The sequence below is a fragment of the Nitrospinota bacterium genome, assembly GCA_027619975.1.
Classification (GTDB): Bacteria; Nitrospinota; Nitrospinia; order Nitrospinales; family VA-1; genus JADFGI01.
The window spans coordinates 1-15920 of sequence record JAQCGX010000029.1 but is presented as its reverse complement, the minus strand read 5'-3'; the positions used below and the strand labels follow the sequence as shown (position 1 = coordinate 15920).

General features: G+C 50.2%; 11 protein-coding genes and 1 pseudogene. 6 read left to right on the top strand and 6 right to left on the bottom strand.

Going from position 1 to position 15920, the window contains the following annotated elements:
- Positions 1 to 91: 91 nt before the first annotated feature.
- A pseudogene (locus tag O3C58_10615) lies at positions 92 to 496 on the top strand (toll/interleukin-1 receptor domain-containing protein).
- A 109-nt stretch (positions 497 to 605) separates the two neighbouring features.
- Here the strand turns inward: O3C58_10615 and O3C58_10610 are convergent.
- From O3C58_10610 to O3C58_10590, 5 genes are all read right to left on the bottom strand, one after another.
- Positions 606 to 833: a hypothetical protein gene (locus tag O3C58_10610; GenBank protein ID MDA0692312.1), complete on the bottom strand. Its 228-nt coding sequence runs from the start codon at positions 831 to 833 to the stop codon at positions 606 to 608.
- A 57-nt stretch (positions 834 to 890) separates the two neighbouring features.
- Complete coding sequence (locus O3C58_10605; GenBank protein ID MDA0692311.1) at positions 891 to 2369, bottom strand: YdiU family protein; 1479 nt, start codon at positions 2367 to 2369, stop codon at positions 891 to 893.
- 257 nt (positions 2370 to 2626) lie between these two features.
- Complete coding sequence (locus O3C58_10600; GenBank protein ID MDA0692310.1) at positions 2627 to 3265, bottom strand: DUF1566 domain-containing protein; 639 nt, start codon at positions 3263 to 3265, stop codon at positions 2627 to 2629.
- Between the two features lie 425 nt (positions 3266 to 3690).
- Complete coding sequence (locus O3C58_10595) at positions 3691 to 4527, bottom strand: iron dicitrate transport regulator FecR (GenBank protein MDA0692309.1); 837 nt, start codon at positions 4525 to 4527, stop codon at positions 3691 to 3693.
- Positions 4514 to 5170 (bottom strand): HD domain-containing protein, encoded by a 657-nt coding sequence (locus O3C58_10590; GenBank protein ID MDA0692308.1) that lies wholly within the window; start codon positions 5168 to 5170, stop codon positions 4514 to 4516. Before O3C58_10590 ends, O3C58_10595 begins: the two co-directional genes overlap by 14 nt.
- Before the next feature lie 398 nt (positions 5171 to 5568).
- On the opposite strand from O3C58_10590, the gene O3C58_10585 reads away from it, so the two are divergent.
- Positions 5569 to 6273, top strand: a complete 705-nt coding sequence (locus O3C58_10585) for an energy-coupling factor transporter transmembrane component T (GenBank protein ID MDA0692307.1) — start codon at positions 5569 to 5571, stop codon at positions 6271 to 6273.
- 37 nt (positions 6274 to 6310) lie between these two features.
- Here O3C58_10585 and O3C58_10580 read toward each other — a convergent pair whose 3' ends face one another.
- Positions 6311 to 7000: a phosphoadenylyl-sulfate reductase gene (locus O3C58_10580; GenBank protein ID MDA0692306.1), complete on the bottom strand. Its 690-nt coding sequence runs from the start codon at positions 6998 to 7000 to the stop codon at positions 6311 to 6313.
- Positions 7001 to 7401: 401 nt separating this feature from the next.
- Between O3C58_10580 and O3C58_10575 the strand changes: the two genes are divergently transcribed.
- The 4 genes from O3C58_10575 to O3C58_10560 all read left to right on the top strand — a co-directional run.
- A complete protein-coding gene (locus O3C58_10575) occupies positions 7402 to 8760 on the top strand; it encodes a trypsin-like peptidase domain-containing protein (protein MDA0692305.1) in 1359 nt (452 codons plus the stop codon).
- Positions 8761 to 8978: 218 nt separating this feature from the next.
- Positions 8979 to 13901, top strand: a complete 4923-nt coding sequence (locus O3C58_10570) for a hypothetical protein (GenBank protein ID MDA0692304.1) — start codon at positions 8979 to 8981, stop codon at positions 13899 to 13901.
- Between the two features lie 174 nt (positions 13902 to 14075).
- The gene (locus tag O3C58_10565) at positions 14076 to 14876 is read left to right on the top strand and encodes a carboxypeptidase-like regulatory domain-containing protein (protein ID MDA0692303.1); all 801 of its coding nucleotides are present in this window, start codon (positions 14076 to 14078) and stop codon (positions 14874 to 14876) included.
- Between the two features lie 96 nt (positions 14877 to 14972).
- A partial coding sequence (locus O3C58_10560; protein ID MDA0692302.1) for a multicopper oxidase domain-containing protein occupies positions 14973 to 15920 on the top strand: 948 nt, incomplete at its 3' end.

Genomic DNA, 15920 nt, shown 5'->3' with positions numbered 1-15920 from the left:
ATCCCCTAAGGCCAGCCTCCAATATTCTGTGGTAAACCTGCCTGAAAATTCCACTCCTCATTATTAGAAAAAAAACCATAGTTATTCCAGCAAGGATGGTGAATTTGCGAGGCGGCTTCACACCGATTTGCAGGCCAATAATGTGCGTTGCTGGTTTGCCCCTGAAGACATGAAAATTGGCGATAAGATTCGCTCGCGCATTGATGAAGTCATCCATGTGCATGACAAGCTGTTGCTGGTGCTTTCGGAGGAATCGGTGAACAGCGAGTGGGTGGAAAAAGAGGTGGAGACGGCTTTCGAGAAAGAGCGGGAACGGAAAGAAACGGTTTTGTTTCCCATCCGCCTGGATGATGCGGTGATGGATATAAAGACCGGTTGGCCTGCCGACATTCGCCGAAGCCGTCACATTGGCGACTTCACCAAATGGGAACAGCACTCTCATTATAAAAAAGCGTTTGACCGTTTGTTGAAAGACCTGGGGAAAGCAGGGGAATAGTGAGGGTTTTTAACGAGCCGACAGCGTTTATAGTGGCACAGGCTTTCCAGCCTGTGGACAAACAAGCGGGACAGGCTGGAAAGCCTGTCCTGCTACAAAATTCATACATTCACATTTTCATAAGATCCCGTGTCAAAGAATCGATGTCGAACTTTTTTTCCAGCTTGATGGAAATTTTGTCGCCCACAACAAATCCTGCGCTTTGAAACGGTTCCAGTCCAAAGGTCATCTCCACATGCTCTTCCGTTTCCGGTAGCCAGATGGTGACGTCGCGGAACTGATCCGCCTTGTTGGGCGGGCAGGATATTTCAGTGATTTCTCCGTCAACTTGCAGCATGTTATTTACCTTCCTATATAATATAAAAATAAATTTTGGCTTGCCCTGTCCATCGGCTCAAGCCGAACAACTGAGTTGAATGCCCAGTTGCGAGTCCGGGGTGTCGGCGGCATAAAATTCAGGGTCGATATCATATTGCTTAAAAATCTCCGGTCGGTCTTTGAACGGATCCTCTAATAGTACGCGCAAGCGTTGGATTTCAGAAAAATCCGACTCCTTCAACGCCTTGTCGATTGCCCGTTGCAACAGGTATTGCCGCAGAATAAATTTAGGGTTCACGCTGTCCATCGTTGCCTTGCGATCTTCGAAGTCCGCATCTTCCCGCTCGATCAACTTGCGATAGCGGTCCAGCCAGTCTTCAATTTCCTTGGGGGTGTTGAAGGCATGGATCAGCCCGTTACTTTCAGGATAGTCCGATAAGGCGCGAAAAAAATTAGTGTAATCCACCGGGTTTTTGTAGAGCAGTTGAAACAGACTTCCGATCAGGGTGGTGAACTCCTCATCGAGAATGGCCAGCCCCAGTTTTTGCCCCATGAGTTCGCGGTAGAAATTGTTGTACGTGGTTTGGTATTGCGACAATTCCTCCATAATATCTTCGGGGGCGACCAGATTGCAGAGGGTTTCCCCCCATTTGCTCAAATTCCAGTAGCCGATTTCTGCCTGCTTTCCCAGGGAGTAGCGCCCACTGTGGTCGGACGTATTGGGAGTGTAATTGGGGTTGAAATGGTCGATGAACCCGTAGGGGCCGTAATCAAAGGTGACGCCGGTGATGCACATGTTGTCGGTGTTCATCACGCCGTGGACGAACCCCGCCGCCTGCCATTTGGCAATCATACTTGCGGTGGCCGTCATCACCCGCCTGAAAAGCAGTTGATATTTATCCGCCTCGTGCTCGATGTCCGGGTGATGATTGTGGATGACATAATCGGCAAGCTCGGTGACTTTTGCCGGATTGTTGGTGTAATGGAACAACTCAAAACTTCCGAAGCGAATATGTGAATCGCTGATGCGCACCAGTATTGCGGCCAATTCCGGCGTTTGCCGGTAAATGAGTTCGCGTATGCCGATGATGGCCAGGGAACGGGTGGTTGGAATATTCAGTCCGTGCAGGGCTTCCCCGGCCAGATACTCGCGGATGGTAGCCCGCAGGGTGGCGCGTCCGTCAAACCCGCGTGCGAATCGGGTGGGGCCGGCTCCCTTCAAATGGATGTCCCATTTCTGCCCGTTGCCGTTGGTCACTTCTCCCAACAGGAGTCCCCTGCCATCGCCCAGCCGCGGGTTGTAAGAACCGAACTGATGGCCTGAATAAGCCATGGCCAGCGGTTGCGCACCGGCGGGAAGTTTGTTGCCAGCGCAGAACTCGACAAATTCCGGGCGTTCTGCTTCCGCAGGGTCCAGGCCGATGAGTTCAGCCCCTTGCGGGTTGAAATCGACCAGATAAGGTTCCGAGACCGGGTCCGGGGACTTCAGCTGGTAAAGCTCCGGTCCCATTTTGACGAAGGTATTGGTGAAGTCTAATTCATTTATTAAATTCAATTACTTACCATGAAAATATTAATGTTTTTGATTATGTGTTCTCAAGATAGGGAATGGTTTCCTGAGCGCTGGAGTTGATGGCGGCTTCTTCAAATATCAACCCTTGCCGTTGTTACAGGTGTTGATGATTTTGAGGACTTATAGGATTCATTTTTCCGCAAATATAATGGCGCGGGGCCATTTTCGAGGAAGAATAAATGTTGATTTCTGGCCTTCCCGGAAGGAAGGCGCGTGGTGAGTGAATTAATTGCTAGGGATTATTTTGCGTCCTGTACCAGCCAGACGAAGGGTCTTTCCAGGTTGGTGTGAAACCAGGCAACGGCTCCGATGTTGAAATGGAGAAACCATGCGGCTTTGTCGCCTTCCTGACAAATTTTTTCCTGGTAGCGGTCTTCGATTACGGAAACCTGGTCGCATGTCGTCGTCGTCCAGTAGTAATGCCCCAATCCATCATCGAACAGGGGATTGATCCAGGCTTTTTTGCCGCTCGCATTGATGACCCTTTCTTTGTAGAGCAGGGTTTTCATTTCCGGAAGGGTGGGAAGCCTCCATCCGGTGCGCCCGGCTTCCTCCGCAGTAAGGGCAACGGTTTTTGCATCTTTGAGCTTATATTTTTGGTCGAACTTACCTTTTTTAATCCACAGTAATTTGTTGACGGTATCAGTGATCGTGCCATCGCCATTATCGACAAAATTGGGTTCGGGCAAGGTTCCCATTACTGTTTTGGAAACCTGTCTGCATTCTGTCAGAAGCGGGCCGGCGGCGGGACATTCGTCCAGAATGGCAAAGTGGTTCATTTTACCAACCATGGCACATACTTCATCCTTGGTGCATTTGGCAAAAACTGGAAGAGAACTGGAAAAGAATAAAACAAGCGCAAGTATCAGAACCCGCATTGGCAACGTCCTCCAGGGGAAAATAGCAAATTAAACTCTTATGGGCATCTCTAAAAATTAGTTTATTACAGGAAATCGAACACTGTACAAGGATTTCTTATATTGGTGGCACGGGCTTTCTAGCCCGTTCCACTAAAACAAAGCCATCTCCTTAAGTTGACGATTAGGAGCATTTAGTCAATTTTTAGAGATACCCTTATATTATCAGGAATTATGGGGAGCCTGAAAAATCAATCGAGTCCCTTTCATAATACCTTTACTCCCGGTTACCAAACCATGGCATGAGGGTATCCGAAAAGAATACTATATTTTGTGGGGGATACAAATATTAAATGTGGTTTTAGGTGTTTAGAATAAATAGGGGGTTTAGGAGGCGATTTAAGGGGGGAGGGCGGTGAAATCATGAGAAAATCGGGGTTCCCTATCTAAGACGATGCCCTTCCAAACGTCGCTGCATCCAGCGCGATGAACGCGGCTTCGCTGGTCATCGGCAGGAAATATTCCGTGCGGACGATGGCGTTGGCGGAAGGATCGGGATTGATGTTGATTACTTTCGTCCCCCTGTCCTGCAGATGAAGGGCGATATAATCATTGGTTGGCACCGCCCCGGAACTGCCCACCAGAATTGCCAGATCTATCGATTCACCGAGAAAATCGCGAAAGTTTCTTTCCTGTTGAGGATGCCCGACATACTCCCCGTCGCCAAACATTAAAATATGTGGCCGGGCGATGGCCCTGCAGTGAGGGCATAAAGGATAGTCCCAGGCTTTCATGGTGTCGTAAGACATCTCGCAAAGCGGAACGGAATCCTCATCCCAAAAATTATGACTGCACACCTCCAGGCATTGCAGCCGCCACATGGACCCATGCACTTCCATTACCAGTTCGGATGGCGAGCCGGAGCGCAGATGATAGCCATCGGTGTTGGTGGTGTGGATGAACGCGCTATCAAACTGTTCACTCATCCAGCGGTTGATGATGCGATAGCCCTTATGCGGTTCATTTTCGTGAGCGTTTCTCCGCCGCCATTCATAAAACGCCCAGGCGTACTGAAGTTCGTTACGAAACGCCCACGGACTGGCAAGGTCCTGCGCTTCCAGATTTTTTTCCTTGAAGGGCGGGAAGTTTCGCCAGTAGCCGTCTTTGTCTCGAAAAGTGGGGATGTTGGAGTCGGCGCTCATACCGGCGCTGGTCAGAAACAACACCCGCCTGGAGTTTGCCAGAAGCTCCGCCGCTTGTTTTAGAATTTCAGAATTCTCCATGCCATTCCCTGAAAAACTGGTCGAGAAACTGTTCCATGAAGCGGTGCCTTTCTTCTGCCATTTTTCGTCCCGCCTCCGTGTTCATCCGGTCCTTGAGCAGAAGAAGTTTTTCGTAAAAGTGGTTGATGGTGTGGCCGTCGTTTTTCTTGTAGGCCTCGAAGCTCTGGTGCAGAACCGGCTTCTGATCGGGGTGATAGATCAAGCGGTTCTTGTTGCCGCCATAGGCAAAGGTCCGGGCGATGCCCTGAGCGCCGATGGCATCCAACCGGTCGGCGTCCTGCACGACTTTACCCTCCAGCGTCTGCATGGGGGTGGACACTCCGGCTCCCTTGTAGGAGATGGTCGCTACGATGTCGCACACATGGCCGATGGTGTTCGCATCCGCTCCCTGACTTTCCAGCCATTGCCGCGCTTTTTTTGGGCCGATGGTGTTATCGCCATCGTGAAATTTCCAGTCGGCGATGTCGTGCAAGAGAGCGCCCAGTTCCACCACAGTGCGATCCGCGCCTTCCGTTTCGCCCAGCTTGCCCGCCACGGTCCAAACCCGGTAGATGTGCCACCAGTCGTGGCCCGAACCGTCATCGGCAAACAGGGCTTTCACGTGCTTTCGGGTTTCTTCTATGATCCTGTCGGGGGAAGTCATATAATTAAAACTCAGAAATAAAAAGCACATCATTCCATAATTTTGGCAGGCATTCAAGCTAGGCCTGTCGAGTGTGGAGGAGATGTTTGAAAGCACAGAGGAAAGCTTTCACCGCAAAGACGCAGAGGACGCAAAGAAAAAAATTGACAGGATAAACAGGATTGACAGGATAAAAACGGGTATTTCCCCTCATCCCAGCCTTCTCTCCAGAGGGGAGAAGAGGTTTTTTCCTCTCCCCTTGAATGGTTCTTTAGGGTTTCTTTGCGTCCTCTGCGTCTTTGCGGTGAAAATGGTTTTAGTTCATCCTATCTTTATTCATCCGTGGTTCCATTGGTTTTGAATTTGCATTGGCCCGAAAGTCTGAGCCAGCGGATATTAAGTAAAGGTTCCTGTATAAAATGAAAAAAGGATTTTCATTCAACCATCTGATGCCGGGAGTTTACACCCCCGGCGACTCCGTTCTGCACCGAACGTCCGTATCCAGGAAAATTTTCCTCGGTCTGGCAATCCTTTGCCTGACCGCGTGGGGAAAGTGGACGGGAATCGCCTTCGTGGTTTTAGTCTGCCTGTCAGGAATAATTTTAGCCAAAACAGGTTTTAAAATGGTTTTGCGGAAATTGCGGACTTTCGTCTGGTTCGTTCTTTTTCTGGGAATCTTTCCGGTTTTTTTTACACCGGGGACTTCCGTTGAAACCTTATCGGTGTTAGGGGTGACCTGGGAAGGTTTGGAAGCGGGAGCCCTCACGTCCTGCCGGTTGATGCTGATGTTTCTGGTCTCCATGCTGTTCATGCACACCACAGCCCCTCAAGATCTTTTTGCGCTTAACAATTCAGGGGATAGAGGCGGGCACAGCCTTTGGGTTTCCATCAGAGAAGCGGGTACGGTGGGTTTGATGGCGTTTCAACTCCTGCCGATACTCTGCATCGAAGTGGAAAAATGGCTGGCTGTAGAACTGAATAGCGGCAAAGATGTTGTGCGCGGCAATCTATTCCAAAAAGCCCGGCAGGTGGCCGGATTGCTGGTTCCGCTGACGGTATCGATATTCGAAAACACCGAACAGTTTTCAAAACGGTTGCACGATGAGGCAGACCGGAAACAATAATGGTTTATTCCTTTACCCGTCTCCGGTCTCCATTTGTTTATGTGGGTCTATGCAACCCACACTCTTTATGCTCCGGGTTTTCCCACCACCAGCGTCCGGCGCGAACATCCTCGCCCTCGGTGATGGGCCGTGTGCAGGGCGCACAGCCAATGCTGGGAAAATTTCTTTTGTGCAGGGCGTTGACGGGAACGGCATGTTTTTCGATGTAGGCTTCCACCTGCTCCTGAGTCCAATCGGCGAGCGGATTGATCTTGACCAGGGGAGGGTGGTCGCTGTCGTTATCGACTTTGGGAACCTCCGTGCGCGTCACGCTTTGTTCGCGGCGCAGTCCCGTCACCCAGGCGTCCAACTGGGCCAATGCGCGATTTAAGGGGTCCACCTTGCGAATGAAGCAACACTCCTTGCGGTTGTCCACGCTTTCCCGGAATGAAAAAAAACCTTTGTCCCGAACCAACGCTTCCACTTTCTCCTTGTCGGGGAAATAAGTCTGGACGGTCACGCCATAGCGGCTGCGGACTTTCTCCATGATTTCGTAAGTTTCCTCGTGGAGTCGCCCGGTGTCCAGGGTGAAAATGGTGATGTCGCCCTCCAATTTGGATACCATGTCAATGAGGACCATGTCTTCCATCCCGAAGCTGGAGGCAATGCCCGCCCGCTTGCCAAACGTGTCCTGGGTCCATTGCAGGATTTCTTCTGCGCTTTTGTTGTCCAGATCTTTAAAATTCATTGCATTCCTGATCGTTTATTATCAATAAAAAGTCATTTTACTTTTTCATGATCCTTTTAAGAAATCAAGCGAATTGCTTTTTGCGGTGGGAGTCTCCATTGTAAACAATTGAGATGGATTTTACCCCCGCTACGTTCCATATTAATAGCGGGTGCAGATTTTGTTGCTAATAATGAACGCAAGCTATTGTAAATGAAGGAGTAGAAAATTACTGATTGTTCGTATCCGTTAAAAAATTTATTATGTGGGCGTTTGATTGAAACCCTTTTAGAAAAGAGAAATGTGGGTTTATTGTGTCTTTTCTGTGATCTTATTTAAAACCTCTTCATTTAATGGTAGTATCCTGAGCAAATCATTCAGAATATCTCTATATCTTGCTATTTTTAGGCGGTTTGGAAAAAATGAATGCCCGATTTCAGACGCAACCGTTAGCTTTTTCAGTTTTCGCAATTCTTTGCCTTCTTTTAGTTCCCGCGACTTCGTTCGCTGAGCCTCGGGGGTTCAACCTCCTCGAGGAATTGGAGAACGCCTTTGTTTCTCTGGCAGAGAAGGTGCGACCCGCCGTTGTGAGTCTTTCTCCTTACGTTCCACCGTCCCCATCGATTCGCAAGCAGGATTCCGAGAATAAAGGCCGCCCCAATAATGCGGGCGCAGGCGTGATTATTGATGCGAAGCGGGGATTCATCGTCACCAACAGTCATGTGGTCAGAAATTCGGACAAGATAAAGGTTACGTTGTTTGGCGGAAAAGAGCTGGTTGGCGAAGTGCTGGGGTCCGATGACGATACCGATCTGGCCGTGGTGAAAATTCCTGAAGATGCAGCCCATGCTTCGGTACAATTTGGCGATTCCAGTCTATTGAAAGTCGGGCAAATGGTGGTCGCGGTGGGCAACCCCTATGGATTGAGCGACACCATGACCTTTGGCATCGTCAGCGGTTTGAACCGCGAAAACGTCAACCTTTCGCGATATGAGGATTTTATCCAAACGGATGCTTCTATCAATCCCGGTAACAGCGGCGGGCCGTTGCTGAATATCCACGGCGAAGTCATCGGCATCAATACCGCGATCATTAATTACGCACAAAACATAGGGTTCTCTATTCCCTCCAATATTGTGAACAGGATCACGGCTCAACTGATTGAAAACGGCGAAGTCAAGAGAGGGTGGCTGGGAGTCGGGATCGAGCCCGTGACTCCGGAATTGGCGACCAAGGTAAATCTGGTTGGCGGCACGGGGGTCATGATCAACTCCGTTTTTGAAGGCGACCCGGCCCAGCGGGCGGGGCTCAAAGTGGGAGACATCATATTAAAAATTGCCGGGGTTGCCGTGAACTCCCCCACCGGAATGATACGCATTGTCGGCGTCATTTCCCCAGGGCAGACCGTTCGTCTGGATATTCTTCGCAACGGTCAACCGCAGGTTATCCCTGTTAAATTAGACAATTACCAAAAGAAAAAGAGTGTGCAGGCAACGTTGACCGACCCGCAACGGGGTTTCCCCCCCTTGGGGATAGAACTGGAACTGGCCCAGGGTGAAACGGAAGCTGGTGTGGTTATCAAGGATATCGTGGTTGGCAGTTCGGCGGATATAAAAGGCTTGGAAATCGGCGACCGGATTTTAGCAGTCAATGGCAAAGACGTAGCAAACCCCAAGCAATACCAAAATATTCTGGACAAAATTTACCACGGGGAGCCTGTATTTTTTCTATTATCTCGAAATGATAAAAAGTTTCATTTGACCCTTGTACGGGAAAATTGAAATGTGATAAGGTCTGCCCTCTATTTTTATTAATCAATACTCGAAATCCATCTAATTAAAGAGAGGAAAAACAAAGGAAATATCAGGAGATTGAATTTATGTATTTAGTGGACGTAACCTTGTTAGGGAGACAAGCTGCGTCTTTTTATATAGGGCCTGTTGGTTTTTTCTATGCGAAAAAAAACTGACAGGAGGTAATCTCATTTGGAGGATATGAAATGCACTTTCGCGTCAAAAAGGGATGGAAGTATTTTGCCGTGCTTGCGATTGCTGTTCTTACCCTGGGATGGGTTGGATCTGCAAGTGCCGAGCCGGGCAAAAAACATGCAGAGCATGAAAATCATGCTGTAGACCGGCCCGCGTGGCTGGAAAAGCTGGAAACCCAGCTCGACTATGAAGACATGATGGGCGGCATGGAGGGTAGTCAGCAAAAACTGGACAAGACCTTCATGAATCTCATGGACCAGCTCCAGGACAAGTTGAAGGAACATGCGGCGCCGGCGTCATCAGGCGGCGGTTTCCATGACTCCTGGGCGGCGCACCAATTGGGACAGAGCTATCTTTTGGGACCGTCCGAAGTCACGGATAAGGTTTTCAAGGGGGCTCATTGCCCGAGCGGCGCTCCGGTCAAAGCCCTGGATATCTCGGCGATCAACGTTGAGGTCACACTGAACCAGTGGGGTGATTACTACCCTGGTTACATGTTTGTGTTGACCAAGAACATTGAAAAGGTCCGTACGGAAGAAGAAGCAAACGCCAAGGCCAGAGAAGATGAACTCGATCCGGGCATGGTTACCAATGGCTTGCAGGGTGATGCCATTCAACCTTTGTTGATTCGAGCTAATCAAGGCGATTGTTTGCGAGTCAAAGTAACAAACGCGGTTGAAGACGAGGATGTAGGGTTCCAGGTAAACGGTTCCGCTATGATCATCAGTTCTTCCGGTCTTCCGGCCAGTGCTGCGTCTGCTGGGGCGATCATCAAACCTGAAGGAACTCAGGATTTTGAATGGTACATTCCGATCGACGAGCAGGAAGGCGCTCATTTGATTCAGAGCCATGCAGGGCGCGATCCGTCCTCATTAGGATTGATCGGTACGCTTGTTGTTGAGCCTGTAGGTTCCACCTATCTGGACCCGTGGACGGGTGAACCGCTGGAAAGCGGCTGGATGGCGATGATTGCTAACAATGACGCCAGAGACTTTCGTGAGTTTGCGTTGTTCTACCACGAAGTTGGTGACGAGTCGTTTCGTCCGCTCAATCGCCACGGGGAGATGATTCCTCAGCGCGATCCGCAGACCGATGCCTATCGTCCTTCTGCCAGGGCTTTGAATTATCGCAGTGAGCCTTTTGGCATCAACAACCTGGCAGTTCAGGAAAAAAAGTTTCACTTTGAAGACGAGTCGCTGGCGTACAGTTCCTATACGTTCGGTGATCCGCCAACGACGATCCCTCGTTCTTATCTGGGAGATCCCGTCAAGTTTCGTTTGATTCACGGCGGCGGCGAGGTGTTTCATTCGCATCATCCACATGGCGGAACCATTCGCTGGACCCGTTCTCCCAAACGGCAAATCGATCTTGAGAATCTGACCACAGCAGCGTGGAACGGCCCGGTGAAATATCCGGTGGTTCGCACTACATCTGATCGCGTGGACGTTAAAGTTATCGGTCCATCTGAAGCCGTGGATCTGGAAACCGAGTGCGGTTCCGGTCTGTGTCAGCGTCTGGCTGGTGACTTCCTGTTTCATTGCCACGTGGCGCATCATTACGTTGCCGGCATGTGGGGATACTGGCGTGTGTACAACGTATTGCAGGACGGGAACTATCCGTTTGGCAGTACCGATGTCATGCGTCCTTTGAAAGAGCTTCCCGACCGTTCGGGCCGCATTCCGCATGGCGTCAGCTCGGACAAACTGGTCGGCAAAACAATGGACTGGTTTGGGAAAAAGTTTAACGTTGTTGACAAAGGAAGTAGCGACTGGACCAGTGAAGTTCCTGTTGTTAATGTCAAGGACTGGGTTAAATACATGCTTCCGCCGCAGGGTCAACCGGGTCATACCGATGATGAAGTGGCGCAGATCAAGGCCTACGACGGGTCGGTGTGGGATTATGGCTGGAAAAGTTCAACCGTCATGTCCGAGCGTGAGCCCACAACCAAGTGGCCGAAGTACAAATCGCCGCATCCCGGCAAACGGCATCCGATTCAGTTTTCGCCGTTGACCGGTAAACTGGCATGGCCGCATATGACACCGCATTTTGGCAAGCGAGTTCCTTTCGCCCGTCATCATGGTGGTGCTCCGTGGTTGGAGCCGTTTCATTTAGCGACTCACAACGAGAACCTGGCTTCCGAGTCGGGTAACGGTAGCAGTGGTCCCAACGTTGAGAGCAGTGCACCCGCGAAACCGGGTGAGCAGGGACGTTGGAGCTTGTGTCCTGGTGGCGCTGGTAGAAAGCAGTACAACCTGCATTTTATCAACACACCGGTTCAACTTTCTCCGGCCATTGGCAAAACACCGCCGATGATAGATAAGTACGGTTTGATTTACGTGATCGATGAGGAAATCGAAGCGGTAAGAAAAGATCCGGCCATTGCTTATCCGCTGGTTATCCGCGCAAACGTATACGATTGTGTGGACGTTCTTTTGTCCAGCGAATGGGATGACGATGACTTTACCAATTTCCAAATGTCTAAAGTCAACATTCATCCGCATTTCTTCCAGTTCGACAATCAGGCGTCGGATGGTGTTATCACTGGATTCTCATACGATCAGTCGATGAGATCCTACAAGCAGTTCACGAAGAAAATGAAGGACGGTCATCATGTAGGTATGCCCGTTCCGATGAACGCGAAACTGCTGAAAGCTGTAAAACCCGGATCGGACACGATCGAGATCGAGATGGCAAAAGGGGCGACCACTTACCATGTGGGCGCAGATATCATTGTTGGTATCGAAGTTCCCAACAAGAAGGACGCCCGCTGGATCAAGTCGATCAATCCTGATCCTAACAAGAACCCGGCCAAGGACGGTAAATATACAATCACGTTTACCGCTCCGATGACTCATGCCCATGCGGCGGGTCAGATCATTACCACCGAGTATGTTCGTTACCGCTGGTGGGTGGATGCCGATGTCGGATTAGTTTTCTGGCATGACCATGCGTTTGGTGCTACGACCTGGCCACACGGTGGTATCGGGTCCACGATCGTAGAACCGTGGGGATCGACGTATCATGATCCTAAAACGGGGAAACCGATCCGCAGTGGCCCGGTGGCTGACATTCATGGAACCGAGCCTTTTGCTTACGGGCGAAACGGTAGTTTCCGTGAGTTGGTAGCACAGTTGCATGACACGGTTCCGCACACCGCTCAATTGGTGACCGATGGCAATCCTCCGGGATTGTCCAGAGAAAATGCCATTGCGGCAGGTCAGTCCATCTCTTTTCAGATGCCTGACACGATGCTGGATGTGGCCTTTCCTCACTTGAACGGCGGAACGCATACGACAGGCGGCGGGTTCAACTTCCGCGCGACTTCATTGTCCGCGCGGCTCAAGTCGAACAAAGATGTCTCCAGGCTGTTCAGTAGTACCGTACATGGAGATCCTTCGACTCCGTTGCTTCGCGCTTACGTAGGTGACAGCATCATGTTTCGTCTTCTCCATGGCATGCAGAATGAAACCCATACCTTTGTTGTTTCCGGTCACGGTTACCGCCCGGAGCGTTACGACAAGGATTCCAGAGTTACCAATACGATTCACATTGGTATCGCGGAACGTTATGATCTGGCAACCACCGCTGGTGGCTATCAGGGAATGGCGGGGGATTACCTCTACTACGACGGTAGAACCTCTCATCTGTCTGAAGGAACCTGGGGCATCATTCGGGTTCATGACAAGCTACAGAAGGACTTGAAAGAACTTCCGGGCAACGAGGAAAAAGAGTTTAAGAAGAAAATTAGAACGACTCTTTGCCCAACAGGCGCTCCGGTTAAGAATTTCAGTGTGGTCGCGATCAACAAAGCACTGAAGTTCAATCCCAACACCGAGGATGAGATTGAAGTTGATTTCGAACGCAAACTCATCCTTGCCAACGCCGAAGCCAAGATTTTCGCTCTTGAGGGGGAAGTCAGCAAGGCGTCGGATGATGGCGTGATGCCGCATCCGTTGACGCTTCGTGCGAATATCGGAGAGTGCATCAAGGTCAAGCTGACCAACCGTTTGAAAGCAGGCAACGCTTCGCTGCACGCGAATAACATCGCGTTCGATCCTCTGGATTCTCAAGGGATCAATGTCGGGAACAACCCTGGCGATCAGACGGTGGCACCCGGCCAGTCCAAAGTTTACACTTTCTATGCGGCCAAAGATTACAATATCAATGGCGCCTTGCTGTGGGACTTTGGTAACTTGACGACCAACGTTCGGGATGGTTTGTACGGTGGAATCATCATCGGTCCTAAAGGATCGGTGTATCGTGATCCGGAGACGGGGAAAGACATTTCTCTTGGCAACTCCTGGAAAGCGGACGTGATTATCGACAAGTCGTATCCTGAGAACGCCAAGCTTGAGAACTACCGCGACTTCGCGTTGTACTTCCAGGACGAGGACAACATCCTCGGGACATCTTTCATGCCTTACCTGCAGAACGTAGCGGGTCTGACGGGCGTGAACTATCGTCTGGAACCCTGGAGCTATCGTGAAGACGAAGGTTGTGAGCTGGGTAATATCTTCACACCTTGCGTCGCCGCAGACAGCGACCCTGCAACTCCTGTATTGAAAGCTCATGCAGGAGACCGGGTTATGATCAATGTCTTCGGAGCGCATAACGAGCAGAACCAGATGTTCAATGTCGACGGACATCAATGGAGGCGTCATCTGAATCAGGAGAATTCTGATATGATCGACGTTGAGCAGTTCGGTGGTGGTGAGTACATCCAGGCCTTCACAAGGGCGGGCGGTACTTACTCAAACCCCGGAACCTACCTCTGGTTGAACGCCAGGACCCCGTACCAGCAGGCCGGTCAATGGGGTTACTTCAAGGTTCTGCCGCAGGGTGAAAGGTCGATCCTGCCTTTGGGAGATGCAACCCCGAAGGGCGAGAAATCGGCTGCTAATCCTGAGGATGACCGATTGTCGATGAATCGCTGATCTGGTTAAATGCTTAAAATTGAGGGGGCCTGTTTTTGACGGGTCCCCTTTTTTTTATTAAGTTTTTTGAAATTTTGGAGTTTAGTGATATAATCGGCCGCCAATAAATCAAAAACCAAACACATTTGTTAGGTGTAGTGAATTTTTTGTTTAACTATGGAGGGATTAATAGCAATGAAAAAGGTCATGTTAGGAATTTCAGTAGTAGGAATCGCGTTGGTTCTGAGCGCTTCCGCGAGTTTTGCCAAAAAAGGGGATTATGAAGAAGGCGCGGCTGGTGGCGGGTCCATCAGTGGAGTGGTTAATTTTAAAGGCACCGCTCCCGCCCCGATAATGGAAAATTTGAACAAAGGCAAAAACGTCGAGTTTTGCGTTACCCATCCCGATACCAAAGAAGGTGGGATTCGCCCCCGGACCAAAGTTGTGGTCAATGGCGGCAAGCTGAAGGATACGGTTGTGTTCATCGAAGATATTGAAAAGGGCAAAGCGTGGTCCACAGACCCTATCAAATTTGATTTCAAAACCTGCGATATTTTCCCCAAGGTTTCCATAGCGCGAAAGACTCCAAAAGGGATGAAAGACGGATTGCTGACCATTACCAATCTGGATGATAACATTCTGCACAATCCACACGGGTACTCGGTGAATGGCGCTAATCGCAAGACGTTGTTCAACAAGCCCCTGCCTTCCAAGGGCGATGTTGCGGACGTTACCGGAACCATGAAACGTTTTAAGCCCGGTAAGGACCAGCATTTCTTCCTGCAGTGCGATCAGCACAACTTCATGGAAGCCGATGGCCGAATTGTATGGAACCCTTACTATGCAGTCAGTGGCGCTGATGGGTCCTTCAAGATTGACGGGATTCCTGCTGGTAAATATAAGGTAACTGCGTGGCATCCTTACGCTGGTGAGTCCTCTCAGGAAATCACGGTAGCGGCTGGCGAAGCTAAAGCGGACTTTACAATTGGCAAGTAATTAGTAAAGAGTCTGGAACACTGCGGCATCGGGAGAACTCCCGGTGCCGTTTTTTTTTGGCGTAAAAATTAATGTACAGGCCTTATTATTAGCGGCATGATGTATGAAACCCATACCTTCGTGGTTTCCGGTCACGGTTACCGCCCGGAGCGTTATGACAGGGATTCCAGGGTTACTAACGCCCTTCATGTAGGGATCGCCGAGCGTTATGATCTGGCGACCACTGCGGGAGGTTATCAGCAGATGGCAGGAGACTATCTGGTTTACGATGGTCGAACCTCTCATTTGTCTGAAGGTAGTTGGTCTATCTTGAGAGTTTTGGATGAAGTACAAAAAGACCTGCAAACCTTGCCGGGCAATGAGCACATCGCAAAATCAGCGAAAACTCTTTGCCCAACAGGTGCACCGGTTAAGAATTTCAGTGTGGTAGCAATCAACAAAGCGCTGAAGTTCAATCCCAACACCGAGGATGAGATTGAAGTTGATTTCGAACGAAAACTCATCCTTGCCAACGCCGAAGCCAAGATTTTCGCTCTTGAGGGTGAAGTCAGCAAGGCGTCGGACGATGGCGTGATGCCGCATCCGTTGACGCTTCGTGCGAACATCGGAGACTGCATCAAGGTCAAACTGACCAACCGTTTGAAAGAAGGGAACGCTTCTCTGCACGCGAATAACCTCGCGTTCGATCCTCTGGATTCTCAGGGCATCAATGTCGGGAACAATCCTGGAGATCAGACGTTGGCACCCGGCAAGTCCAAAGTTTACACTTTCTATGCGCATACTGATTACAACATCAATGGCGCCTTGTTGTGGGACTTCGGTAATTTGACGACCAACGTTCGGGATGGTTTGTTCGGTGGCATCATCATCGGTCCGCGTGGATCGGTGTATCGGGATCCAGAGACTGGGAAAGACATCTCCCAGGGCAACTCCTGGAAAGCGGACGTGATCATCGACAAGTCGTATCCTGAGAATGCCAAGCTTGAGAACTACCGCGACTTCGCGTTGTACTTCCAGGACGAGGACAACATCCTCGGGACATCT

Excerpts from the sequence above, each read along its gene's own strand:
- O3C58_10610 (MDA0692312.1), bottom strand. The coding sequence starts at position 833 with ATGCTGCAAGTTGACGGAGAAATCACTGAAATATCCTGCCCGCCCAAC.
- O3C58_10600 (MDA0692310.1), bottom strand. The coding sequence starts at position 3,265 with ATGCGGGTTCTGATACTTGCGCTTGTTTTATTCTTTTCCAGTTCTCTT.
- O3C58_10595 (MDA0692309.1), bottom strand. The coding sequence starts at position 4,527 with ATGGAGAATTCTGAAATTCTAAAACAAGCGGCGGAGCTTCTGGCAAAC.
- O3C58_10590 (MDA0692308.1), bottom strand. The coding sequence starts at position 5,170 with ATGACTTCCCCCGACAGGATCATAGAAGAAACCCGAAAGCACGTGAAA.
- O3C58_10585 (MDA0692307.1), top strand. The coding sequence starts at position 5,569 with ATGAAAAAAGGATTTTCATTCAACCATCTGATGCCGGGAGTTTACACC.
- O3C58_10580 (MDA0692306.1), bottom strand. The coding sequence starts at position 7,000 with ATGAATTTTAAAGATCTGGACAACAAAAGCGCAGAAGAAATCCTGCAA.
- O3C58_10575 (MDA0692305.1), top strand. The coding sequence starts at position 7,402 with ATGAATGCCCGATTTCAGACGCAACCGTTAGCTTTTTCAGTTTTCGCA.
- O3C58_10570 (MDA0692304.1), top strand. The coding sequence starts at position 8,979 with ATGCACTTTCGCGTCAAAAAGGGATGGAAGTATTTTGCCGTGCTTGCG.
- O3C58_10565 (MDA0692303.1), top strand. The coding sequence starts at position 14,076 with ATGAAAAAGGTCATGTTAGGAATTTCAGTAGTAGGAATCGCGTTGGTT.